At 62.0% G+C, this 24,493-nt stretch carries 22 protein-coding genes; 8 read left to right on the top strand and 14 right to left on the bottom strand.

Features of this window, described 5'->3' with window-relative positions:
- The first annotated feature begins 25 nt into the window (after positions 1-25).
- On the top strand, positions 26-784 hold the full coding sequence (locus FQ320_RS12890) for an adenosylcobinamide-GDP ribazoletransferase (protein WP_148472852.1): 759 nt from the start codon (positions 26-28) through the stop codon (positions 782-784).
- A 53-nt stretch (positions 785-837) separates the two neighbouring features.
- On the opposite strand, the gene FQ320_RS12885 is transcribed toward FQ320_RS12890, so the two are convergent.
- The 6 genes from FQ320_RS12885 to FQ320_RS12860 all read right to left on the bottom strand — a co-directional run bounded on the left by FQ320_RS12885 (position 838) and on the right by FQ320_RS12860 (position 7,279).
- Positions 838-1,353, bottom strand: a complete 516-nt coding sequence (locus FQ320_RS12885; protein ID WP_148472850.1) for a CarD family transcriptional regulator — start codon at positions 1,351-1,353, stop codon at positions 838-840.
- A 340-nt stretch (positions 1,354-1,693) separates the two neighbouring features.
- Complete coding sequence (gene fdxA / locus FQ320_RS12880; RefSeq protein ID WP_148472848.1) at positions 1,694-2,032, bottom strand: ferredoxin FdxA; 339 nt, start codon at positions 2,030-2,032, stop codon at positions 1,694-1,696.
- A gap of 49 nt (positions 2,033-2,081) precedes the next feature.
- A complete protein-coding gene (locus FQ320_RS12875; RefSeq protein WP_187393890.1) occupies positions 2,082-2,495 on the bottom strand; it encodes an RNA-binding S4 domain-containing protein in 414 nt (137 codons plus the stop codon).
- Entirely contained in the window at positions 2,482-5,712 is a 3,231-nt protein-coding gene (locus FQ320_RS12870; protein ID WP_148472846.1) for a helicase-related protein, read from the bottom strand. The genes FQ320_RS12875 and FQ320_RS12870 overlap by 14 nt, the downstream gene beginning before the upstream one ends.
- Before the next feature lie 135 nt (positions 5,713-5,847).
- On the bottom strand, positions 5,848-6,558 hold the full coding sequence (locus FQ320_RS12865) for a porin (protein WP_148472844.1): 711 nt from the start codon (positions 6,556-6,558) through the stop codon (positions 5,848-5,850).
- Between the two features lie 172 nt (positions 6,559-6,730).
- Complete coding sequence (locus tag FQ320_RS12860; protein ID WP_148472842.1) at positions 6,731-7,279, bottom strand: tetratricopeptide repeat protein; 549 nt, start codon at positions 7,277-7,279, stop codon at positions 6,731-6,733.
- A gap of 84 nt (positions 7,280-7,363) precedes the next feature.
- On the opposite strand from FQ320_RS12860, the gene FQ320_RS12855 reads away from it, so the two are divergent.
- Both FQ320_RS12855 and FQ320_RS12850 read left to right on the top strand, forming a co-directional pair.
- Positions 7,364-7,651 (top strand): SCP2 sterol-binding domain-containing protein, encoded by a 288-nt coding sequence (locus FQ320_RS12855; protein WP_148472839.1) that lies wholly within the window; start codon positions 7,364-7,366, stop codon positions 7,649-7,651.
- Positions 7,652-7,654: 3 nt separating this feature from the next.
- Positions 7,655-8,602, top strand: a complete 948-nt coding sequence (locus FQ320_RS12850; RefSeq protein WP_148472837.1) for an alpha/beta fold hydrolase — start codon at positions 7,655-7,657, stop codon at positions 8,600-8,602.
- 6 nt (positions 8,603-8,608) lie between these two features.
- Here FQ320_RS12850 and FQ320_RS12845 read toward each other — a convergent pair whose 3' ends face one another.
- The 7 genes from FQ320_RS12845 to FQ320_RS12815 form a co-directional block, all read right to left on the bottom strand.
- A complete protein-coding gene (locus FQ320_RS12845; RefSeq protein WP_148472835.1) occupies positions 8,609-12,040 on the bottom strand; it encodes an AAA family ATPase in 3,432 nt (1,143 codons plus the stop codon).
- Positions 12,040-13,311 carry a DNA repair exonuclease gene (locus FQ320_RS12840; protein WP_148472833.1) on the bottom strand — a complete coding sequence of 424 codons (1,272 nt, stop codon included), beginning with the start codon at positions 13,309-13,311 and terminating at the stop codon, positions 12,040-12,042. Before FQ320_RS12840 ends, FQ320_RS12845 begins: the two co-directional genes overlap by 1 nt.
- Before the next feature lie 43 nt (positions 13,312-13,354).
- A complete protein-coding gene (locus FQ320_RS12835; RefSeq protein ID WP_148472832.1) occupies positions 13,355-14,194 on the bottom strand; it encodes a fumarylacetoacetate hydrolase family protein in 840 nt (279 codons plus the stop codon).
- Between the two features lie 129 nt (positions 14,195-14,323).
- Positions 14,324-15,061 (bottom strand): peptidase, encoded by a 738-nt coding sequence (locus tag FQ320_RS12830; RefSeq protein ID WP_148472830.1) that lies wholly within the window; start codon positions 15,059-15,061, stop codon positions 14,324-14,326.
- 224 nt (positions 15,062-15,285) lie between these two features.
- The gene (locus tag FQ320_RS12825) at positions 15,286-16,134 is read right to left on the bottom strand and encodes a transglutaminase family protein (protein WP_148472828.1); all 849 of its coding nucleotides are present in this window, start codon (positions 16,132-16,134) and stop codon (positions 15,286-15,288) included.
- Positions 16,131-17,084: an alpha-E domain-containing protein gene (locus FQ320_RS12820; RefSeq protein ID WP_148472826.1), complete on the bottom strand. Its 954-nt coding sequence runs from the start codon at positions 17,082-17,084 to the stop codon at positions 16,131-16,133. The genes FQ320_RS12825 and FQ320_RS12820 overlap by 4 nt, the downstream gene beginning before the upstream one ends.
- A 64-nt stretch (positions 17,085-17,148) precedes the next feature.
- Positions 17,149-18,540, bottom strand: a complete 1,392-nt coding sequence (locus FQ320_RS12815) for a circularly permuted type 2 ATP-grasp protein (RefSeq protein ID WP_187393889.1) — start codon at positions 18,538-18,540, stop codon at positions 17,149-17,151.
- A gap of 389 nt (positions 18,541-18,929) precedes the next feature.
- On the opposite strand from FQ320_RS12815, the gene FQ320_RS12810 reads away from it, so the two are divergent.
- The 5 genes from FQ320_RS12810 to FQ320_RS25665 all read left to right on the top strand — a co-directional run bounded on the left by FQ320_RS12810 (position 18,930) and on the right by FQ320_RS25665 (position 24,053).
- On the top strand, positions 18,930-19,115 hold the full coding sequence (locus FQ320_RS12810; protein WP_148472822.1) for a hypothetical protein: 186 nt from the start codon (positions 18,930-18,932) through the stop codon (positions 19,113-19,115).
- 51 nt (positions 19,116-19,166) lie between these two features.
- Positions 19,167-20,177 (top strand): ligase-associated DNA damage response exonuclease, encoded by a 1,011-nt coding sequence (locus tag FQ320_RS12805; RefSeq protein ID WP_148472819.1) that lies wholly within the window; start codon positions 19,167-19,169, stop codon positions 20,175-20,177.
- 52 nt (positions 20,178-20,229) lie between these two features.
- Positions 20,230-21,822 (top strand): ATP-dependent DNA ligase, encoded by a 1,593-nt coding sequence (locus FQ320_RS12800; protein WP_148472817.1) that lies wholly within the window; start codon positions 20,230-20,232, stop codon positions 21,820-21,822.
- Positions 21,823-21,924: 102 nt separating this feature from the next.
- Complete coding sequence (locus tag FQ320_RS12795; protein ID WP_148472816.1) at positions 21,925-23,736, top strand: M3 family oligoendopeptidase; 1,812 nt, start codon at positions 21,925-21,927, stop codon at positions 23,734-23,736.
- 143 nt (positions 23,737-23,879) lie between these two features.
- Positions 23,880-24,053, top strand: coding sequence for a hypothetical protein (locus FQ320_RS25665; protein ID WP_187393888.1), 174 nt, complete (start codon positions 23,880-23,882; stop codon positions 24,051-24,053).
- A 136-nt stretch (positions 24,054-24,189) separates the two neighbouring features.
- Here FQ320_RS25665 and FQ320_RS12790 read toward each other — a convergent pair whose 3' ends face one another.
- On the bottom strand, positions 24,190-24,492 hold the full coding sequence (locus FQ320_RS12790; RefSeq protein WP_148472814.1) for a DUF4389 domain-containing protein: 303 nt from the start codon (positions 24,490-24,492) through the stop codon (positions 24,190-24,192).
- Between the last annotated feature and the right edge of the window lies 1 nt (position 24,493).

Here is a 24,493-nt window from a genome sequence, read left to right as displayed (position 1 = left end):
TGAAAGCGGCGATTGAGGTGATCCGATGACCAACAGCGCAAGACCGCGCGCCGCAGATGTGGTTTCGGCGCTGGGTCTGCTGACCCGGCTGCCGCTTCCGATGCAGGGGCAAACGCGCGGGGCGCAGGCCGCATGGGCCTGGCCGCTGGTGGGGGCGGTCATCGGCGGGCTGGCCGGGGGAATTGGCGCATTGGCGATGCTTCTGGGCACCGGCCCGGGGATTTCTGCCGGGCTTGCGCTGGCCAGTTTGGCAGTCCTCACAGGCGCGCTGCACGAAGACGGGCTGGCGGATTCCGCTGATGGGCTGTGGGGTGGATGGACGCCGGAGCGACGGTTGGAGATCATGAAGGACAGCCATATCGGCACCTATGGCGTGGTCGCGCTGGTGCTGTCGCTGGGCCTGCGCTGGATGGCGATGGCAGCGTTGTTCGATGCGGGCATCGGTTGGCTAGCGCTGATCGCTGTGGCGACCTTGTCGCGGATGCCGATGGTGGCGCTGTCTCGCTGGTTGCCCAATGCGCGGGCCGGCGGGCTGTCGGCGCAGGTGGGCCGCGCGCCACAATCCGCGCCTTGGCTGGCGCTGGCGCTTGGGATGGGGATCGGCGCGACCTGTCTTGGCACCGCCAGTCTGGCAGCACTTGCCGCCGTCGTGCTTGGCGCCGCCCTGTGCGCGGTCATTGCGCTGCGAAAGATCGGTGGTCAGACCGGCGATATTCTGGGCGCCACTCAGCAGATCTGCGAAATGGGCGCGCTGGTGACCCTTGTTGCTGTGCTCGGCCAATAAAAAACCGCCGCCCGGGTTACCCCGGATGGCGGTTTGATCGTTTCAGTCTGAAATCAGGCTGCAGCGGCGCGGCTGGTCAGCACATCACCAACCTGACGTTGGGCGAGTGATTCGTCACCACCTGAAACGGCGGCCACTTCGCGCGTCAAACGCTCCAATGCGGCCTCGTACAGCTGACGTTCCGAGTAGCTTTGCTCGCGTTGGTCGTCGGTGCGGTGCAGGTCGCGCACCACCTCGGCAATCGCGATCAGATCGCCCGAGTTGATCTTTTGCTCGTATTCCTGCGCCCGACGCGACCACATGGCCTTTTTAACCTTGGCCTTACCCTTGAGCGTCGTCATCGCCTTGGTCACGATATCGGGTGACGAAAGCGAGCGCATGCCGACATCAGTCGCCTTATGGGTGGGAACCCGCAGCGTCATTTTGTCCTTTTCAAAGGAGATCACGAACAATTCCAAAGAGATACCGGCTATCTCTTGATGTTCGATCGACACAATCTGACCCACACCATGGGCCGGATAGACGACAAATTCGTTCGGCCGGAAATCCAGTTTCTTCGACTTGCTCATACAGACACACTTTCCCTTAGGAACCCCGTTTCAGGCGATAGACAGACAACAAGACGACGGCGGGAACACGTATATTCCCGTCGTTACCGGAATTTCCACCCAAGTCGCTTTGGCCGCATCGCGGCAGGCACCCCCGGGTATTTCTCAGTTGCAAAACTTGCAGAATATTGTCGTTCGCCAATTATCGTATGCCATATATAGCACAAAATAGCGCCATCCGAAAGATGTCGCTGCGTCACTTACGATAATCCCAGCGAAAAGTAGCGACGACGTAATATTGTTTCGCTACTCTTGCGCAACCAGATGGCGAATTACACCCGAAACCCACTATTGGATGCTTTCAGCCACCCTCGCCCGGCTCAGTCGAGAAGTATTTTTCCATTTTTCCGGCTTCACCGTCGCGTTCTTCTGCTTCCGGCAAAGGATCTTTCTTGGTGATGATCACCGGCCAGGCCTCGGAGTACTGGCGGTTGAACTCCACCCATGGCTCCATCCCGGGCTCTGTGTCGGGGCGGATCGCATCTGCGGGGCATTCGGGTTCGCACACACCACAGTCGATACATTCATCGGGGTGGATGACCAACATGTTCTCGCCCTCATAGAAGCAATCCACCGGGCAGACTTCGACGCAGTCGGTGTATTTACAGGCGATGCAATTGTCGGTGACGACATAGGTCATTGGTGCGGTTCCACTCTAAATCACCCCTGACCTAGCCTTGTTGCCAGGATCATTCAAGCGGACCCGAATTGCCGAAATCGTTACCGCGCAACAAAAGATCGATGTCGCGGCGGTCCTTCTTTGAGGGGCGGCCCTTTCCTTCAAAGCGGGGCGATCGGGGAACGGATTCCGTCACTGGCGTGCGATCTAGGAACAGTGTTGCCGCCTCGGTTGCCGGACCGCGCCGAGCGCCGCAGGTCACGACCTCAATGACGCGTATAGTCTCGCCCTGCGGAAAAGTCAGAACATCGCCCGGCCCCACCGCCTGTGCCGGCTTGCGCGCATGGGTGCCGTTGATCCGCAGGTGGCGACCCGAGATCACCTGAGCGGCCAGTGTCCGGGTTTTGAAAAACCGGGCAAAGAACAGCCACTTGTCGGCCCGCACCGTCTGGCGCGGGCCGGCCGTGGCGTCAGCTTTTGTCACGCAAAGCCATCAGCGCGGCGGCAAACGGATTATCGGGATCAATCGGTTTTTCGCGCTTGGGCGGACGGGCCTCGAATGTCTTGGCGCCGCGTCCCTTGCCAGCATCTTTGCTCCGGTCGGGTCCACGGTCCTTGCGGTCGGCGGCCCCCTCGGGTTTGCCCTTGTTCGGTCTGCGACCCTTTGGCTTGGCTTCGCGTGCTTCACCCTCACCACGCGAGTTTTGCCCGTCACGACGTGGCCCACGATTGGAATCACGCGCCGGACGGTTTCCGCGCCATGTGAAGGTAAAGAACACCTCGGTCTCGCCCGTTGGTGTTTCAGCTACAACATCCGGCGTCCCGCCTGCGTCCAGCGCGATCGCGTCTATCACCGGGTCGGCATCGCCGGTCCCGGGCACCTCGGATGGATCGGTGCCGGGCAGATTTGCCGGATTGTCCATGTCCAGTGCATCGACCAATGCCGGATCGCCGGGTGACTGCATCGCCACATCGACCGGCAAAAGCGCATCATCGCCTTCTGAGGAGAGTAGCGGCGTCTCGTCGGGCGTCCCATCCGGCACTTCGACTGGAATGTCCGAAGGCGATTCGTCGGGCGACTGACCGGGCAGTTCCGCGGGCGGGTTCACGGGTGTTTCCGCAGGAGTCTGGTCGGGCGCTTCGACCGGTGGTTCAGGCGGAGATTCGCCCGGGCTCTCGGCTGGCGTTTCCGCAGGTGTTTCCACCGGCGGCTCGGGTGCCTCGGTCGGTGTTTCCACCGGGGTTTCCGGCGGCGTATCCGGCGGGCTTTCGGATGGCGTTTCGGGTGCGGCGGATGGTTTCGCCGCCTTGACCTTCACACGCTCGCCACGTTCGGCCTGATACCCAAGACCGTTCATCAGCTCGGAAAAATGCTCCAGCGTCATGCCCGTGATCGAAAGCATATCGGGTGTTGCCTCGAATCCCGCGCGGCTGTTCTGGCCACGCAGCATATCGGCCAGACGTTCCAGCATGTCGATGCGGATCGCCCGCTCACCAGCGGTACGGTAGCCCATCATCGTATGGGCGCCGTCGGGCATGCCCTTGCCAGCCGCAATCGTCACCAGCCCTGGGGGCGGGCTTTCAGGGAATTCACTCAACTCCTTGGACAGGCCCCACAACACCAGCCGCAACCGCGTCGCCGCAGGTTTCAGGAGCAGTGGCAGGAAAACGGTGAACTGACCGAAACGGATACCATGCTTGCGCAACGCGCCGCGGGCATCCTGATCCAGCTCTTTCACCTCGCCAGCGATCTGATCCCGGGGCAATATGCCAAGGTTTTCGATCATCCGGAACGCAAATCCACGCGCCAGCCCGGTCAGACCCTCGTCGCGCTGCATCGCCAGCAGCGGCTCGAACAGAGTTGCCACTTTGCGATCGATGAAATGCTGCAACCGACGCTGCACTTTCTGCGCCACGTCATGGCCAGCCTCGTCGTCAACGAAGGCTTCGACCATGGGTTTCATCGGCTCGGCACCGGCAACCAGTTTGCCCACCGCCGAGGAACCCCACATCAGGCCCCCCTGTTCGGTGAAATCCAGTTCGGTATCCGGCGCGTTATAAAACCGGTCAGCCCGCAGATGGAATTCGGGCTTCAACGCCGTCTCGGCGGCCTGACGCAATGTCTTGGCCTCGTCCGGGGATGCCGAGGCATCATGTTGAAACCGAAACCCCTGAAGGCGGCCCAGAACCTGCCCCTCGACGCTTACTTCGCCCTTGTCATTCACCTCGGCCACAAGGCTCTCCTTCTGCTTGAGCCGGCGCAACAGCACAGATGTGCGCCGGTCCACAAATCGTTGGGTCAGTGCGCCATGCAGCGCATCCGACAGTCGGTCTTCTACGGCACGGGTTGCTTCGCGCCAATGGGTTTCGTCATCCAGCCAGCCTTTGCGCTGTGCGACATAAGTCCACGTGCGGATATAGGCCAGTCTTTTACTTAACGCGTCAATGTCGCCATCGGTTCGGTCGATCCGCTTAATTTGTCCCGCCATCCAGTCGTCGGGCACCCGGCCCCACTCGGACAGGAACCCGAATATACGTTGCAGCAGGTTGGCATGTTCGCCCGCACTGATGCTGCGAAAGTCGGGAATGCGGCAAACGTCCCAAAGCAGTTTGACACCGCGCGCATCGCTACATCGCATGGCGACTTCGGGCATATCCGACAGCGTTTTCAGCGCCGCAAGATCATCGGCTTCGCGGGCACGGGCCAGCCATTCCTCGCCCTCCTTGCCATCTGTCGGTGCTTCAAGACTGCGGATCAGCGCGCCTGCCGTCCCGAACTCCAGACGCGCGTTGCGCCATTGGAGTTTCTTGATCGGAGGAAACCGGTTTTCGGTGATCGCATCGACCACGCCATCGTCAAGCGGCGGTGCCTCGCCGGTCACGCCAAACGTGCCGTCGTTCAGATAACGCCCCGCCCGCCCGGCGATCTGCGCCAGTTCATTGGGCGCCAATGTGCGCATTCGCCGCCCGTCGAATTTCGACAGACCGGAAAACGCCACATGGTTGATATCCAGGTTCAGCCCCATGCCGATGGCATCGGTGGCGACCAGAAATTCCACATCGCCGTTCTGGTACATTTCGACCTGAGCGTTGCGCGTCCGCGGTGAAAGCGCGCCCATGACCACTGCCGCACCGCCCTTTTGCCGACGGATCAGTTCGGCGATGGCATAGACGTTATCAACCGAAAATCCCACGATTGCGCTGCGCGGCTGCAGCCGAGAAACCTTTTTCGAACCGGTGTAAAGCAGTTGCGAAAACCGCTCGCGGCGTACGAAATTCACCTTGGGAACAAGGGCGGCGATGGCGCCCCGCATGGTTTCGGCACCCATGAACAGGGTTTCGTGGGTGCCGCGCGCGCGCAACAGGCGGTCGGTGAAAACATGCCCCCGCTCCGGATCGGCGCAAAGCTGGATTTCATCGACGGCCAGAAAATCGGCACCCATGCCTTCGGGCATCGCCTCGACCGTGCAGACCCAGTATTGTGCGCGCTCGGGCACAATCCGCTCTTCGCCGGTGATCAGGGCCACGACCGAGGGGCCGCGGGCGGCAACGATCTTGTCGTAAACCTCACGCGCAAGAAGCCGGAGCGGCAGGCCAATGATCCCGCTGCGATAACCCAGCATCCGCTCGATGGCGTAATGGGTCTTGCCGGTGTTCGTGGGGCCAAGAATTGCGGTAATTTGGCCCGTAGAAACGGTCATGCCCTGCGCCTCGCCTGTTCGTCACCACCTAGATGACCTGTCCGGCGTCGGGACACAACCCTGCCCCGAATCCGGACACGGGCGCGGCGCACAAAGCACGCCGCGCCCGCCGGTTTCAAACCGGCAATGCGAAGATCAGAGCCCCGGAACGAGATGCGCCAGACCGCGCTTTCCAAAGGTCGCGCCACGGTCGGCGCCAAAGGCGAAGGTCGCGCCGATGCCGACAAAGGTGTCGGATATCGAAAGGCCACCGATATCGAGGCGCGCCTCGCCGACCTCGGCATAGGCCGCTGCGCCAGTCCCGAAGTCATAGCTGCCCTTGACCCCAAAGCGGCGCGCGCTCAGGCCACCGTTGAAGTCGACATTGTCAAACGACATACCCAGCGAAACGCTGTCGTTGAACGCATAGGCGCCGCTCAGCCCGACGACGGTGGCGGAAATGCCGCTCTCCTTGCCGTATCCAACATAGCCCTCGACATCGAAATCTTCATATTCGTGTCCGGCCTCAATCCCGTAGAAGTCGGCATCGGAACCGTCGACTGATTCGCGGCCATAGAACAGGCCGGTCGACGTCGTATCGCTGAAATGATAGATACCGTGCAGCGTCACGTTGGTCGCATGGTCATCGACCAAACCGTACTTGTGATAGCCAAGGTCAAGCTGCGCCGCGATGGTCTGCGTGAACCCCAATTCCAACGCTCCCTCAAGAGATGTCGCGTTGAAATCCGAATCCTCGGTCATGGCCGAGTAACCGAGCGAGATTTCACCGCCGGTGACTTCGGCGGCTTGTGAAATTGCGGGCGCGCACAGCAATGCTGCCGCAAGCGCGGTTCTTGTAAGTTTCATGGTGCTCGTCCTCAGAGAATTTTTATGTGGATCGGGGCGGTTCGTCCGCCGCCTTGGGCAACTCTGTGCCATTCGACTGACAAGGTATATCGCAAATGCACCCTGCCACGCACTTGTTGCAGTAACGTCACAACCCCCTGAAATACCCTGATTTTACCCAGCGGATTCCCAATCAGATCTCGACGCCTTCGACAAGCACCCGCAGCCGATCGATCGCGGCCTTGGCACTGGGCTGTGCGGGATACAGATCGCGCACCGCGCGCCATGCCTTCAGCGCCTCGGCCTCGTATCCCAACTCTTCAAGCAAGGTGCCCAGACCCGACAGCGCGCCGAAATGACGCGGGTTCAGCGCCAGCGTGCTGCGGATATCATCGAGCGATTCGCCATATCGGTTCAGCTGGAACAGCGCGGTCGCTCGGGCATTGTATCCTTCGGCGAAATCCGGCGCATGATCGATCAGGGCCGAAAAATGTTCGACCGCCAGCACAATATCGCCCGCCTCCATCATCTTGCGGCCCCGGTCCAGCAACAGATCCATCGCAGGCGAGCCAGATTTCGACCACTCGGCCCAGATCTTTTCCGCGATCGATTCCGCGCTTTCGGCGGGTGCGACCCGAAGCGCATCAAACAAATCGTCAAGATCGGCCTGTTGCGACACTGCGGGGAATGCCCCACATATTGCAAAGCCAAGTGCCGCAACGGCAGGTTTGAGAAAATGCATGACGACCCCCATAACGTTTTTAACTCTAGCGCAAGACGCGCGGAAAGCATCCCGCCGTGTCATCACAATAAAAGGAATTTTCAAATGTCCGACCTGATCACTGCAGCCGTGGCCACCCTGAACGAAAAACTGGGCGGTGATTTCGACGGGTCGGCCAAATTCGTCATCACTGACGAAGGCGCGATCATGCTGGACGGCGCGGGTGCGCGGGCGGGGGACGAAGACTCCGATGTGACGCTGACCGCCGATGCCGACACCTTCCGCGAAATCATCGAGGGCGAGCTGAATCCGACCAATGCGTTCATGTCGGGCCGCCTGACCATCGATGGCGATATGGGTACGGCAATGAAACTGGCTTCCGCCCTCTCCTGAGCCATGAACGTTCTCGAACTCGACAAGGCGCCGTTTTACCACGATGTCGCCCGTGCTCCCGAAGGCGGACAGTGCCATTGGGTGCACACGGCGGACGGGATGCGGCTCCGGGTCGCCCATTGGAGCAAAGGGGACCGCGGCACCGTTCTGATGTTTCCCGGTCGCACCGAATATGTCGAGAAATACGGTCCCGCCGCGGGTGAATTCGCGCGGCGGGGCTTTGCGATGATCGCAGTGGACTGGCGCGGTCAAGGGCTGACCGACCGGATGATCGACGATCCACAAAGCGGCCATGTGCAGCATTTCAGCGATTACCAGAAGGATGTCGCGGCGATGCTTGCCGCAGCCCGGCGTCTGGACCTGCCCCGGCCGTTCTATCTTGTCGCGCACTCCATGGGCGGTGCCATCGGGTTGCGCGCCCTGTACGACGGGCTGCCGGTCAATGCCGTCGCCTTTTCTGCGCCGATGTGGGGCATCGTGATGGCGCCGGCGCTGCGCCCGCTGGCGTGGTCACTGTCATGGGCGAGCCGGGGTCTGGGGTTCGATCAGAACTTTGCGCCGGGCACTTCGGGCAAATCCTATGTCGTGGACGCGCCGTTCGACGATAATCTGCTGACGTCCGATCGCGAGATGTGGGCGTTCATGCAGGCTCAGGTGGCCACCTATCCGACGCTGGGTCTGGGCGGGCCGTCCCTGCGATGGCTGTACGAGGCGTTGCGCGACATGCTCAAGCTGTCACGCCGCCCCTCGCCCGCCCTGCCTGTCCACACCGTGCTCGGCAGCAGTGAACAGATCGTCGACAAAGGGCGTATCTATATGCGCATGGCCGAGTGGCCGGGCGGCACTCTCGATCTGATCTCGGGCGCGCGCCACGAAGTCATGATGGAAACCCCCGCGATCCGGGCGCGGTTTTATGACAGCGCGACCGCGCTTTTCACCGCGCATCCCTGAACCGTATCACGAAGGCAGTTCATGCACCCGCACCCCGGGCACGACGGCCCGGGCAATGTCACACAGATGCCGGTGGTGGGTCAGATAAATCACCTGTCCAAGTTCCGCCATATCGCCGAACAGGCGAAACACCTCATGGCTGCGCGGCTCGTCAAATGTCTCCATGATGTCATCGGCGATGAACGGCACCGTGGGGCGGACGGCAGCGAATTCGGCATAGCCCGCCAGCCGGAGCGCCAGATAGAGCTGAAACCGCGTGCCTTTGGACATGTCCTCGGCCAGTTTCGATCCGCCATCCCGCCCCTGTCCGATCAGGATTTCACTGTCGCCGTCGGCCCGGGTGGTCAGGCCGCAATAGGCACCCCCGGTGATCTGTGCAAAGGCATCGGACGCCCGGGTCATCATCGAACTGCGGTGCCGGTCACGATAGGCGCGCAAGGCCTGCGCGGCCACCATACCCCCGGCCCGCAACCGCAGGAACCGCTGTGCGGCATCCTCGATCGACAAAAGCGCCGTGCGCCGTGCCGCATCAATCCGGGCGACGGAATCGTCTCCGCCCACGGCGTTCAGACGCTGTTCGGCGGCCCGCAAATCCGCAAAGGACTCCGACACCAGATCGTCCAATTCACCCAGACGTTGCTCCAGCCCCGCCAGATCCTGGGCCGCCGTGTCGGCATCAAGACTGTCGATCCGCGCCAGTGCCGTCGGCAAATCATCGTCGCCAAGTTCACCCAATATCCGGCTGGCCAGCCCTTCGCGCTCGCGCTCAAGATCGTCTCGGGCGGCGCATTGGCCCATGGCCGCCTGAAGTGCCGGCAGATCGTCGAGGCCGAAGAACGCCAGCATCGGTTTCAGCCGTGCAGAAAGTTCGGTCAGCCTGTCTGATTGTGCATCTCGATCCGCGGTGAGTTTGGCCAGATCGGCCCGGCGGTCCGTCAGCCGTTGATCTGCCGCCAAAGCCCCGCCATGGCGTGTGCTCAGCGTCTGCGCAAGGCTCAGGGTATCGCCATCCGCAACGCCCAGCGCGGCCGCAAGACCGCTCACTTCAGCGGCGAAACCCGCGCGGTTTGCCTCCATCGTGTCGATCCGGTGATCCAACTCTCGCCGCGCCTCAAGTTCGCCGGGCAGTCCGGCCAGCCGGTCCAGCAATTCGCGCACCGCCCCGGGGTTCGTCCGCCCCGAAAACCAGGTTTCGCCCAGCGTCTGTGTCCACTCCGCCTGCCATCTCGTCTCGGCAGTCTGTGCCTGTTCGGCGGCACGCTGCCGCACCTCCAATGCCCGCTGGGCCGTGACCTTTGCGGTCTGCCGCACCGCCAGATCACTCAAGACCGTGTCGGCCATTTCTGCCAAAACCGCCTGCGGACTGTCCCCCGCCGGGTATCCAAGATCGCTCAACCCCGTGGCCAAAGCCCGACGCATCGCCTCGGCCTGCGCGGTCAGACGCGTCAGTTCATCCTCGGCATCACGCACCGCCAGAGTGGATTCGAGTGCATGGGATCGCGCTGCAACCCAAGTATCGATCCCTGCCAGCACCACGCCAAGCGGCGCGTCAGCGGGTGCCGGAACATGCGGTGCGGCCTGGGCAACGGTCTTACGCAACCGCTCACGATCGGTTTCCAGCTGCGTCAGACGGCTGCGCGACTCATCCGCCTGAGCCTTGGCCACAGCCATGGCGGCTGTCTGCGCCCGCAGATCGGCCAGCTCACCGGCGCGGGAAAGCCGTTGTTCGCTGACTGAATCGTGGCGCGCCAGCAGCCGTTCGAATTCCGCAGCCGTTGCCGCATCCAGCGCCGCCAGATGGGTCTGCCAAGCCGCATCCCGTTCGCCGCGCAACGCCGCAGCCGCTGAATCGTCGGCCACAGCGTCTGCCCCTGCCGCCTGCCGTGCCGCGTCGCCGACGCGCTGTGTTTCAAGGTCTTCCAATCGCGCGCGCAGGGTTTCCTCGCGCTGGTCCAGCTTTGCCGACGCCTCGCGCCATTGGATCAACTGGGCGGCATCTGGCACCGCTACCTGCGCCAGCTCATCAGGCGTTCCGTTCCACGGCGCCAATCCGGCCATGGCGCGGGCCGCCAGATTGCGCTTGGCGGGCAATGCATTTTCGGCAATTCCAAGCCGCGCCGTCAGATCGCCGTCGCGTGTCTGTTTCAACGCAAGCCGCAGTGCCGCCACGCCGGTCGCGTCCACCGGTGCGGCGCCCGGCATTTCAGCCGCCGCCTGCACGGCCGCCTGCGCTGCGGTCAGTTCCTCTTGCGTTGCCTCAAACCTTGCCGCGATCCCCGAGCGTTGTTCGATCAGATCCCGCAACATTCCCGCCACCGGTGCCGCCACAAGCAACTGCTGCGGATCGGTCCCTGCGTCACACCCGAGCAGCGGCAAAAGCGCCGTGATCCGCGCATCGGCGGCCAGACGTTCGGCACGGCGTTTTGGCAGATCGGCCTCGGCAGTGCGAAACCGCGCCGCCCCGTCGGCCAATCCGGTCAGCCGGTCACCCAGACCCAAGGCCATCGCGTCCTGTGGAATTTCGACAATCTCTTGCGCAATCCGCGCCACATGGCTGTCCAGACCCGCAAGCGCCGCCGTCAACCGCCCCTCGTCAGCCGCCAGACCATCCAGATCCCCGGCCCAATGCAGGGGCGGGCGGGCCAGATCACCAAGCTCTGCCAACGCCCCATCGATCCGCCGGATTGCCGCAGCACAGGGACGTGCCCGTTCTAAGGCGCGCAACCGCTCTGCCCGCACCTTGGCCGCCGCCCGATCATCAGAGGCTTGGCGGTGTGCCGTCTGTGCCGCCGTTCGCGCTGCCTGTAATGCGGCGTGGGCCGATGCCTGAATATCGATCTCATCCCGCTGCGCCTTCAGCGAGGTGATTTCTCGTTTCAACTCGGCAATCTCGGTTTTTTGCGCGCGTTTGCGATAGATTGCGTCAGCCGCTTTGCCGATATCATCCAGCCGCTGCGACAGATCACCCAGTCCCGCGCTCGCCGAAAACAGCAGCGCCCCCAGATCGCCCCGGCTGTGCAGGATCGCCTCGCCGCCGTCTTCGATTGTCTGATCATCCAGCGAGAACATCGTGCGATAGGTGTCGCGCGTCAGCCCTGCCAGCGGTGTGGACAGCAGCGCATCACTCACCGCCCGCCCGGCGCTGTCGCGCAGGGATGGCGCCCGTTGCTTGACCCGCGAAATTTCGTGCAGCGCGCCGTCGAATTCCAGCGTGCCGCCAATTTCCATCGTCGGATAGGGGTGCAGGAAGTTATAGCGCGACCGCTCTTCGATCCCGAACAGCAGGTCGAGCCAAGCCGAGAGCGCGGTCGATTTCCCCGCCTCGTTCAGGCCAAAGACGATGTGCATATCCGGGCCATCCGCCGGAGCTGGCCCGAAATCGATGCCCTGTCCGGTGAATTTGCCATAACGCGTAAGGTCCAGTCGGCGCAGACGCATTATAGTGCTCCACCGTCAGGTGTGGCGAGACGGGCCAGAACATCCGCGCCCCCCTCGGCCAGAAGTTGGTCGAGATAGGCCTCGAATTCCTCGGCATCGTTGCCCGCGAATCCCCGCGCGTCTGGCGGCAGATCGTCGCGCACACCTTCGACCAAGGCGCGGACCGCCGCGCGCAGATCGTCGGGCGTGCCGTCACCCATAAGCCCGGCCAGTTCGGCCAGCGGATCACCATCATCGGGGGCGTCATGGGCGGGTTGTCCCACCGCCATTTCAACCTTGTCGATCCAGAGTTGGCCCAGCCGTTCGCCCCGCTGTTCAAGTTCGGTCGCGAACAGATCAGCGTCGCGCCGCAGCCGCCATGACAGCGGTGTCGCGCCACTCAGACCGACGCGCGCCACCAAATGCTGCGCGCCGCAGGAGTCGCGGGCCTCGGCCAGCGCCGTCTCGGCTCGCCCGACCGCATCGCCCCAGTTGTCGACATTGGTCAGATCGACCGCCACCCGGGCGAATTCGGCAATCGCCGTGGGCCGCTGTTCGACTGTCACCGACCGGTCGTCACCGACAGTGACCAGCGTCACGGTCTTTTCCCCCGCCTCGCCGATATCGCGCCCCTGGGGCATGCCGGGCATGATGACCGTTGACGTCCCCCCAACGCTGGACGAGTGATCGGTTCGCTTGTGGATGTGCCCCAGCGCCCAATAATCAAAGCCCGATCCATGCAGATCGCCCAGCGCGCAGGGGGCATAGACATCGTGCCCCGCCGCCCCGGCAAGGCTGGTGTGCATCAACCCGATGTTGACCGCCCCCGGCACCGGCGCGCGATACTTCGGCAGCAGGCTGTCGGGCGCTTGCGGACGCGCAAAACTCAGCCCGTGCACCGCAACCTCAAGCGCGCCAGCGGTCAGACCGAGGACATCCGCCCGCCCGCCGAACACCCTGACCGAGGGCGGCAGGATCAATTCCTGCGTGATCCGCGACAGGGCATCGTGATTGCCCCGGATGATGAACACCGCGATATCCGCCTGATCCAGCCGCGCCAGTTGATCACCCAGAAACCGCGCCGTCTTCATCGAGGTCTGATCGCCGTCATACAGATCGCCTGCAATAAGCAGTGCATCGACGGCTTCTTCCAGACAGAGATCGACAATCCCGACCAATGCGCGCCGGGTCGCATCGCCGATCAGTGCGGCGAGATCGGAGTTGCGCAGCGCCAGCGAACGCAGCGGCGAATCAAGGTGTATGTCGGCGGTGTGAATAAAACGGAATGGCATGCCGCAGAGTTACCGCAAGTGACGGGGCAAGCAAGACGGCAAATCAATCAAATCCCTGATATCTTTGCACAGTCTGGCGTTGTGTGCCCAGCCGCCCCACTTCAAGCTCCATTTCGTCGCCGGGTTTCAGCCAGACTGGCGGGCGCCGCCCCATGCCAACCCCGGCGGGCGAACCCGTGGCGATGATGTCACCCGGTTGCAGCGACATGAACTGCGACACATAGGAAATCAGCCGCTTCACCGGAAAGATCATATTGGCGGTATGCCCATCCTGCATCGCGACGCCGTTCAGGTGCAGCCGAAGCACCATGTCCTGCGGATCGCCCGCCTCGTCCGGGGTCACCAACCAGGGACCAACGGGGCCGAAGGTGTCGGCGCTTTTGCCTTTTGTCCACTGGCCCGCGCGTTCAATCTGAAATTCCCGGTCGCTCAGATCGTTCACTGCGACATATCCGGCGACATGGGACAGGGCCGCGTCCTCGGTCACATATTTCGCTTCGCGGCCGATGACGACGCCCAGTTCCGCCTCGAAGTCTGCCTTGACCGATCCACGCGGCAGGATCACCGGGTCATTCGGCCCGCAGAGTGCCGATGTGGCCTTGAGGAAAAAGATCGGTTCGCGCGGCGGAAACATACCGTTCTCGCGGGCGTGATCGGTATAGTTCATGCCGATGCAAATATATTTACCCACCGCCGCCACCGGCACGCCAAGGCGTTGTGAACCCTCAACCAGCGGGAGTTTATGTGGATCGACGGCACCCAGCCGCGCCAGATCAGCGCCGGAGAGATCGCGGAAATCGCCCGACAAGTCGCGGATGCGCCCCTCGTGATCCAGCACGCCGGGGCGCTCGGCCCCGGTCGGCCCAAAACGTACAAATCGCATTCAAGGCTCCATTCAAATCCCGGGCATTGAACGGCAGCCACGTCCCAAGGTCAAACGTCGCCCGCGAAATCAGGTCAGCCGCAAGAGAGTATCAGACAGTTTCGCCATCTGATCAGACAGTTGCGCCGATCACAATTCCACCTCGGTAAAAGCATCGCGCAGGGCGTTCGACCAATCGGCAGACATGCGGTGAAACACTTCGTCGTCCGCTTCGATCCGGCGGGTTTGCGCTGTCAGGCTACCTGCTGCGATCACCGTCAGATCCAGCGGCATGCCGACCGACAGGTTGGAACGCAGCGTCGAATCCATCGACAGCAGCACGGCCTTTTGCGCATCGGCCAGCGATGTTTCCATCGTCACCACCCGGTCGAGGATCGGCTTGCCGTATTTGTGTTCACCGATTTGCAGAAATGGGGTGTCATTTGTTGCCTCGATAAAATTTCCCTCGGGGTACACAAGGAACATCCGCATGTCGCCGCCCTTGCGCTGTCCGGCCACGATAAGCGAGGCGCTGGCGTTCTGCGACATACCGCCCATCCGCATCGCCACGTCCTGTGCCACTGTCGACAGGGTGTTACCGACGATTTCGGCCACTTGAAGCATGGTCTGCGCAGCCATGATCGACCGGGTGCCGGTGCCGTCAGCCGGGTGACTTTCCGGGTGGTCGATTGCGTCTTTCAGTCGGGCAATCGTGGTTTGCGTCACAGAAAGGCTGCCGGCGGTCATGATCGTGATCACCCGATCGCCCGGCTGTTCAAAGGTGAACATCTTGCGATAGACGGAAATATTGTCCAGTCCCGCATTGGTCCGCGTGTCCGACAGCAAAACGATGCCGGCATCCAGTAAAAGCCCAACACAATACGTCATCGCCACACCGCCCGTTTCTATACTACATGGCTGACTATTCTCCGGACCCGCGCCGCGCAATGGCGAAACCGGCAGCTTTGAGGCAAACCTGCCCGACAGCGGTTACCGCCCGGTTAAGGTGACCCGACCGCTGCGCCCGTCGCCAGACAGTCCGTCGTCCCCCGATTGGCCGTCAGAAAATCGGTCGCCCCCAAATCGGCCGCCACCTAATCGCGCACTGGGCGTCACTGCTGAGTTTGCGACTGGCTTTGCGACTGGCTTTGGGTTTCCGGCGTGACGGAGACATCAATGGTCATCGCTTCTACGCCCAACCCGTCTGCGACGCCCCGGATCGGCGCGGCACCCTGCGCGTCATGCCCCGACCCCAGCCGGACATAGCGTTCGTCGGGGCAACAGCGGTTTGCGGCGTCAAAGCCGATCCAGCCGATACCATCCACAAACAGCTCGGCCCAGGCGTGGCTGGCCTCATGTGCGCCGCCGTCCGCCCCGGATTCAAGGTATCCGGTGACATAGCGCGCGGGAATGTCCGACACCCGCGCCACAGCGAGCAGGGCATGGGTATGGTCCTGACAGACCCCTCGGCCCAGCGTCAGCGCCTCGGCCGCAGTGGTGCCCGCAGCAGTTTCGCCCGGACGGTAATCAATGGCATCGGCAACTGCCCCAGCCAGCGCGTGGGCCCGCGCCAACGCACCTTCCTCGGCGTCTGCCAATGCCTGTTCGGCCAAAGCACGCACAACCACTTCGGGCTGTGTCGCCTCGGTTGGACGCAGATAGGCGTCGGGCGGGACAGTTTCGCGGTGGCCGCGCAGCACCCCGGACAGATCGCGGGTTTCAACAACCCCCTGCACCATCACCCGCACCTCGCTGACCGGACCCAGCAGCGAAACGGTTTTAATCCAATCCCCCGCCCCATCACGGAACGACGCGCCACGTTCGGCACCCGCCACATCGATGGACCAGTGGATCACCTGCTGCCCCTCGAACTGCGACGGGGTCATCCGGTGGCTTTGCACCACGCCGCGCATCGGCGGGTCGAACCGATAGACCGTCTCATGTGAAATCTGCAGCCTCATCGCGTTTCTCCGCTCAGATAAATCCGCTGCACGTCGCCGCCCAGCGCCGCCAGATCGCCCATAAAACGGCCCAGAAATTCGTGCAGACCCTCGTCGAAGATATCTTGCACCTGCACTTCGCTCAGGTTGCCGACCATGTCCCGCACCCGGGTCTGCGCCTCGGTTGACCGGCCATAGCTGCGCGCCAGCCGGTCCAGATGCTCGGCCGCGCCTTCAGCCGCCGACATCAGGGACCGGGGGCAGGCCCGGTTCAGCACCAGAAAATCGACGATCTTGGCCGGGCTTATTTCGCCGCCATAGGCCCAGTTGAAGGCCCGGTTGCTTGACATCGCGCGCAGCAGTGTGCGCCACTGGTAATTGTCCAGCCCCGACCCGACATAGGCAACATTCGGCAGCAACACATAGTATTTCACATCGAGCAGCCGCGCCGTGCTGTCGGCCCGTTCAATATAATGACCGATGTTGGTGAAATCATATCCGTCGTTGCGCAACTGCGTATTCAACGCCGAGCCACGGATCAACGCAGTGGTGCGCAGGGTCCAGTCGGTCAGATCGCTCACCGACAGGCTTGAACGTTCTGTGCGTGCGAATTCCTGCATGTCCTGGAAGGCCGAATTCACGGCGTCCCAAACCTGTGTGGTCAGCGCGGTGCGCACCACTCTCCCGCCCTCCCGCGCAGAGTGAATACAGGAGGCGACAGACGACGGGTTGTCGCGATCAAAGAACAGCCAGGTTTCGACGTTGCGCTGCACCACATCGCCGTATTTCTCGGCAAAGCCCTGAGCGCCACCGCTGGTCTGCAACACCGATTCCCAGTCATTGCGGAATCCGCCGCCGATGTTCGGGATCAGCGCGTTGCGCGCCCCGACCTCAAGCAGCCGCGCATTTGTCTCGGCCCGCTCGATGTAGCGCGCGATCCAGAACAGGTGGCCCGCAGTCCGGCTCAGCATGGCGCAACCCCCAGCCGACCGCGAACGGGTGATATGGCGCGCGCCCGGATGTTCAGATCACCGCTCATTCCGCCATCACCCAGGTGTCTTTGACGCCCCCGCCCTGTGACGAATTCACCACCAGCGATCCTTCCGTCAACGCGACCCGGGTCAGCCCTCCGGGAACCAGTTCGATCGTCTCGCCCACCAGACAATAGGGTCGCAGATCCACATGCCGCGGAGCAACACCGGACTCGACGAAGGTCGGGCAGGTCGACAGCGCCAGCGTCGGCTGGGCAATATAATTCCACGGTTTTTCGCGGATCTTGGCGGCGAAAAGTGCAAGCGTTGCGGCATCGGCCTGCGGTCCGATCAGCATACCGTAACCGCCCGATCCATGAACTTCTTTGACCACCAGTTCGGCCAGATTCTCCAGCACATAACGGCAGTCGTCATCCTTGGCGCATTGCCAGGTCGGTACGTTCTTGAGGATTGGCGCCTCGCCCAGATAGAACCGGATCATTTCCGGCACATAGGTATAGATCGCCTTGTCATCGGCAACACCTGCACCCGGCGCCGAACAGATACTGACTCCGCCCGACCGATAGACATTCATCAGCCCCGGCACCCCCAGCATCGAATCCTGCCGAAAGCACAGCGGATCGATAAATGCATCATCGATCCGCCGGTATATCACATCGACCCTCTTCGGGCCCTCGGTGGTGCGCATCCAGCAAAAATCACCCTCGACGAACAGATCGGCACCTTCCACCAGTTCGACACCCATCATGTCCGCCAGAAACGAATGCTCGTAATAGGCGCTGTTGAAATGGCCCGGCGTCAGGATCACCACCCGCGGCTCCCCCTCGCATTTGGCAGGCGCAACGCTCGCCAGAGTGCGGCGCAGCAGCGAGGGATAATTTTCCACCGGCGCGATCCGGTTCTCCTGAAACAGCGCCGGAAACATCCGCATCATGATCTCCCGGTTTTCCAACATATAGCTGACCCCAGAGGGCGTGCGGCAGTTGTCTTCCAGCACGAAGAATTCATCGGCGGCCGTGCGCACCAGATCGACGCCAACGATATGGCTGTACACGCCCTTGGGTGGCACAAATCCGCAGACAGCAGTTTCATACGCCTCGTTGCGATAGACCAGCCGCGCCGGGATCCGGCCCGCGCGCACGATTTCGCCCCGGCCATAGACATCGCACAGAAACGCATTCAGCGCCCGCGCCCGCTGTTTCACGCCACGTTCCAGCCGGGCCCATTCATCGGCGGCAAAGACGCGCGGAAACATATCGAAAGGGATCAGGCGGTCGGGGCTGCCGCCCTCGCCATAGACGGCGAAGGTGATGCCGATGCGGCGAAACAGCGCCTCGGCCTCGGATTGCTTGAGACTGCGCAATTCGGCCGGCATGTCGCGGCTCCACTCCAACAGCCCACCATAGGGCGAGCGCACGCCGTCGCCTTCGTACATTTCATTAAAATACGTGGTGATGACACGGCCCCTTTTTTCTCGTTGCGCCTATTCTAGCGGGACAGGCGCAAAAAAGGAAACATGGTCAGTGTGGTCCGGCGATTTATCGGCGCAAAATCGGCTCTCAAAAGGTATGAGCCACGTCGCCGGATCGATGCCGCTTCTGCACAGCCCGCCTGTCGTATCGCGAAATCTGCCAGTAATCGCCGCCCGGCCAACCATCGCCAACGCGCTGGGGGCGTATCGGCATCCTGCCGCCGCTGCCCATGTCACCGTTAATGATATCTTGACCCCTGTGGGTACAACCTACACGATAATATGATTCCCGATTCCTACTTATCGGCATCGCGACCCTTGATTGTTGTGATCCGAACCCCAGGAGCCTGTTCATGTCATTTGCGGCCATCTTTGTTGCATCGATTTCCGCGCTGGTATTTACGCTGATTCAGGTGCTGTCCGGTGAGGCTCGGCCGCTCACGCTCGCATTCCATTACTTCGCATCGGGCCATCTGACATTTTTCGTCGTGCTTGGATCACTGCTGCTGTGGCGCAGCCGAACCGAAAAACGCACCTGATTCAGGGGCGAGTGATCTCGTCAAACCCGGCGCGCGCCCTATTCTTGCGGCATGACCGATGATGTTCTGATATGTACTGATCGCGGATTGTATTGCCCGGGGGGCGATTTTTTCATCGATCCATGGCGCCCGGTCGACCGTGCCCTGATCACCCACGGTCACGCGGATCACGCCCGCCCGGGGCATGGCAGCTATCTTGCCACACCCGCCGCTGCACCGGTCATGCGACACCGGCTGGGCGATATCACGCTGGCAACGATCGCTTACGGCGAAGTGCGGCGGATCGGCGATGTCAGTGTGTCTTTTCACCCCGCCGGCCATGTGCCCGGATCGGCGCAGATCCGGGTGGAACAGGCGGGACAGGTCTGGGTTGTTTCGGGCGATTACAAGATCGAACCTGACGGGTTCTGCGAGCCCTTCGAACCCGTGCCCTGCCACGCCTTCATCACCGAATGCACCTTTGGCCTGCCGATCTTCACCTGGCAGCCGCAGGCGGTGGTGGCCGAGCAGGTCAACCAATGGTGGGCCGCAAATGCCGCCGAAGGGCGGGCGAGCATCCTTGGCGCCTATGCCCTGGGCAAGGCGCAACGGCTTTTGTCCGTGCTTGACCCTGAAATCGGACCGATTCTGACCCACGGCGCAGTCGAAAACACCAACGAGATCCTGCGCGCCCAAGGTCTGATCCTGCCCGATACGATCCGGGTGACCCCCGAGACGAACCCCAAGGATCACCCCGGCGCTTTGGTTCTGGCCACGCCATCCGCGCTTGGCACCCCATGGGCACGGCGGTTCGGCGCGGCGTCGGACGGATTTGCCTCGGGGTGGATGGCTCTGCGCGGCGTGCGCAGGCGACGGGCGGCGGACCGCGGGTTCGTGATGTCCGATCACGCCGACTGGCCCGGCCTGAACACCGCGATCCGCGCCACCGGGGCGGAACGGGTATTGGTAACGCACGGTTACACCACAGTCTTTCGTCGTTGGCTGGAGGATCAGGGCTATAATGCGCAGATCGTCCAGACCGATTTTACCGGCGAATCTCTGGATGAGGAGGATCCGGAATGATGCGCGCCGCTGCAGATTTCGGATACTCGCGTGACATAACGGAGCGGAGCGCATGAACCGCTTTGCCGCCCTGTTCACCGCTCTGGACCAGACCACGCGCACCACCCTGAAGGTCGCAGCACTGGCCGATTACCTGTCCGCCGCGCCTGAACCAGACCGGCTGTGGACGATCGCCTTGTTGTCAGGGCGACGCCCGAAACGCACCGTCACAACCACGCTGCTGCGCAAATGGGCCGCCGAACGCGCCGGTATCCCCCTGTGGCTGTTCGAGGAATCCTACTCCATCGTCGGCGATCTGGCCGAAACAATCGCGCTGATCCTGCCGCCCCCATCGCAGGCCAGCGACCTACCCCTGACCCATTGGATCACTGTCATCCGCGGATTGTCGGCGCTTGGCGAACCCGCCCGAAATCAGGCGATTCTGTTGGCCTGGGATCAGCTTGGAACCACGCAACGCTTTGTTTTCAATAAACTGATCACCGGTGGATTCCGCATGGGGGTCAGCCGGAAACTGATGACCCGCGCGTTGTCACAGTCGACCGGAATCGACGAATCCGATCTGGCGCACCGGCTGATGGGCGACTGGGCGCCCGACACAACCACGTTTCAGGCGCTGGTCCTTGCGCCCGATCCAACGGCGGATCTGTCGCGCCCCTATCCCTATTATCTGGCCTATCAACTTGACGATGGGCCAGATGGGCTGGGCGATCCTGCCGAGTGGTCTGCCGAGTGGAAATGGGACGGCATCCGTGGGCAGTTGATCGTGCGCCAAGGCCAGTTCCATCTCTGGAGCCGCGGAGAAGAGTTGATCACCGACAGGTTTCCCGAATTTGCCCGCGCCGCAGATCATCTGCCTGACGGGACGGTTCTGGACGGTGAAATCCTTGGCTGGCGGGACGAACGCCCCCTGCCCTTCAGCGATTTGCAGAAACGGATCGGGCGCAAGACGGTGCCAAAGAAACTGCTGGCCGACGCGCCGGTGATCCTGCGTGCCTATGACCTGCTGGAGCACGGCGGCGAAGACATTCGCGCGCAGCCTTTCGCGAGCCGCCGCGCCGCACTGCAAGCGATCCTGGCTCAGGTGCCACCCGAAGCACCGCTGCGTCTGTCGCCCGAAATCGACTTTGACACATGGGAGGGGTTGCGCGCCCTGCGTGAAACGTCACGCGAAAGGCAGGCCGAAGGCGTGATGCTGAAGCGGCGCGATTCACCCTATCGCGACGGACGGAAAAAGGGTGATTGGTGGAAATGGAAGGTGGATCCGCTGACCATTGATGCGGTGATGATCTATGCGCAACAGGGCCACGGACGGCGCGCCAACCTGTTCACCGATTTTACTTTTGCGGTGCGCGATGGCGAAGCTCTGGTTCCCTTTACCAAAGCCTACAGCGGGCTGACCGATGCCGAATTCAACCGGATTACGGCATGGGTGCGCAAGAATACGCTGGAACGTTATGGACCGGTGCGTCAGGTGAGGCCTGAGCATGTCTTTGAAATCGCCTTTGAGGGCATCCAGAAAAGCCCGCGCCACAAATCCGGTGTCGCCCTGCGCTTTCCCCGCATGTCACGCTGGCGTCACGACAAGAGCGTGGATCAGGCCAACACGCTGGACGACCTCAAGGCGATGCTGGAGGCTTGGGGTTAAGATTCCCTGAACCACGCCACGACGGGAACCTGCACCCCCTTCCACTGGCAACCCAGCCCATCGCGCCATATGTAAGGACCGACAAAATCCAAAGAGGTATATATGCAGACTCCAGTTTTCGACGCCCGTTCCGGTGGCGGCAAAGATTTCGGCAATCTTCCCGAATGGGATCTGACGGATCTCTATGCCTCCGAGGATGCCCCCGAGTTGAGCCGGGATCTGGATTGGCTGGAAAAAGCCTGCTCCGGGTTCGCGGCGTCCTATGAGGGGAAACTGGCCGGTCTGGATGCGCAGGGGATGCTGGACTGCGTCTTGAGCTATGAGAAAATCGATACCGTGGCGGGTCGCATCATGTCCTTTGCCGGGCTGCGGTATTACCAGCAGACCACCGATGCCCACCGGGCGAAATTCATGTCCGACATGCAGGACAGGATCACGACATATACCACGCCGCTGGTGTTCTTTTCCCTTGAGATCAACCGCATCACCGATGCCACGCTGGATGCGCTGTTCGACACGAACGCCGATCTGGCGCGGTTCCGTCCGATTTTCGACCGGCTGCGTGCCATGCGCCCGCACCAGCTCTCGGATGAGTTGGAGAAGTTTCTGCACGACCAATCCACCGTTGGCGCCGCCGCATGGAACCGGCTGTTCGATGAAACCATCGCCGGTTTGACCTTTGACATAGATGGCGAAGAGATGGGAATCGAGGCGACGCTGAACCTTCTGTCCGAACAAGACAGGGACCAGCGCGAAAAGGGTGCCCGCGCCGTCGCGACAGTGTTGGAGGATAACATCGCGCTGTTCGCCCGGGTTCATAACACTCTGGCCAAGGAAAAAGAGATCGAGGACCGTTGGCGCAAGATGCCGACGCCCCAAACCGGACGCCACCTTGCCAACCATGTGGAGCCCGAGGTGGTCGAGGCCCTGCGCAATGCCGTCGTCGCCGCCTATCCCCGCCTGTCGCACCGTTATTACGAGTTGAAGCGCAAGTGGCTGGGCCTTGAGCGGATGCAGGTCTGGGATCGTAACGCGCCCCTGCCGATGGAAGAAACCCGCACGGTCAAATGGGACGAGGCGCAAAAGCTGGTGCTGGACGCCTATGGTGATTTCGCGCCGGAGATGGCCGATCTGGCAAAGCCGTTTTTCAACAGCGGCTGGATCGACGCCGGGGTCAAACCGGGCAAGGCGCCGGGGGCCTTTGCGCACCCGACGGTGGTCGATGTGCACCCCTATGTGATGCTCAACTATCTGGGAAAGCCGCGCGACGTCATGACGCTGGCCCATGAGCTGGGCCATGGGGTGCATCAGGTGCTGGCGGCGGATCAGGGTGAATTACTGGCCTCAACCCCGCTTACTCTGGCGGAAACCGCCAGCGTTTTCGGTGAAATGCTGACCTTCCGCAAACTGCTGGCGGCGGCAAAGACCGACGCCGAGAAAAAGGTGCTGCTGGCTGGCAAAGTCGAAGACATGATCAATACGGTTGTGCGGCAGATCGCGTTCTATGATTTTGAATGCAAGCTGCACGACGCCCGCGCAAACGGCGAACTGACCCCCGACGCGATCAACGCGCTATGGATGTCGGTGCAGGCCGAATCCTTGGGCCCGGCATTCGATTTCATGGAGGGCTATGAAACCTTCTGGGCCTATGTGCCGCATTTCGTACATTCGCCATTCTACGTCTATGCCTATGCCTTCGGCGACGGGTTGGTGAACGCGCTCTACGCGGTTTACGAAGAGGGAACACCGGGTTTTCAGGAGAAATATTTCGACATGCTGCGCGCTGGCGGCTCGAAACATCACACCGAACTGCTGGCACCTTTCGGCCTCAACGCCAGCGATCCCGCGTTCTGGGACAAGGGCCTGTCAATGATCGAAGATCTCATCGATCAGCTTGAGGCAATGGAAGACTGACGACCTGCTGCCAAGCCGCAACCTGTCTTTGGCTGCGGCTTGGCGGGACAAAGCCCAAAAGTTCGCCTTTCATTCATCAAATCGTAACTGAACCGCCCCATCCTGCTCCGTGAGAGCCGCAATCTGATGGCCGGGGCGCGATAATGCCGATGTACGATCCCGAATTCTGGGCAAACGTGTTGATTTTCCTAACGATCCTGATGGCCAGCCTGGCCGAATGGGATCTGAAAATATTCGATTCCAATGATGACGACGATCGTGCAACCGACGACACCGGGTATATCGGCACCGGAGGAAATCGAAGTGCGTTATTTTGACGATGAATCCGGTGCAGATAAACGGTTTGGCGGTACGACTGTTGCATCTGTCACCGGCGCACAGGGTCTGAGCGTGGATGTGATCCGTCTTATTGCGATCGGACCGGCTCACAGCCGGGTCAGACGTCAGGCTTGGTCAGTCCAGATCGGTCCAGGGCCAGGGCTTCACCTCAGATGCCGCGGTCTGATATCGCGCCGCCTTGGCAACCCAGATCCCCAATGACGTTCCCAAATCGGCCAGCCGTTCGTTCGGCTGGCGGTTGTGGATCAACAGGATGACGAACTGGACAAGCGTCAGCACCCCCAGAACCGTCTGCGCGACCGAGATCATGACCGCGATCAGGATCATGTATAGCAGGCGGATCAATAGGTTGTCCGGTTTTCCGGGGTCCGGTTGTTCACCCATGATCCGCCCCATGGCTCGGTCTTCGTCGTTCATT

Source organism: Oceaniovalibus sp. ACAM 378 (assembly GCF_008085915.1).
Lineage (GTDB): Bacteria > Pseudomonadota > Alphaproteobacteria > Rhodobacterales > Rhodobacteraceae > Oceaniglobus.
This window is presented reverse-complemented; position numbering and strand designations above follow the sequence as displayed.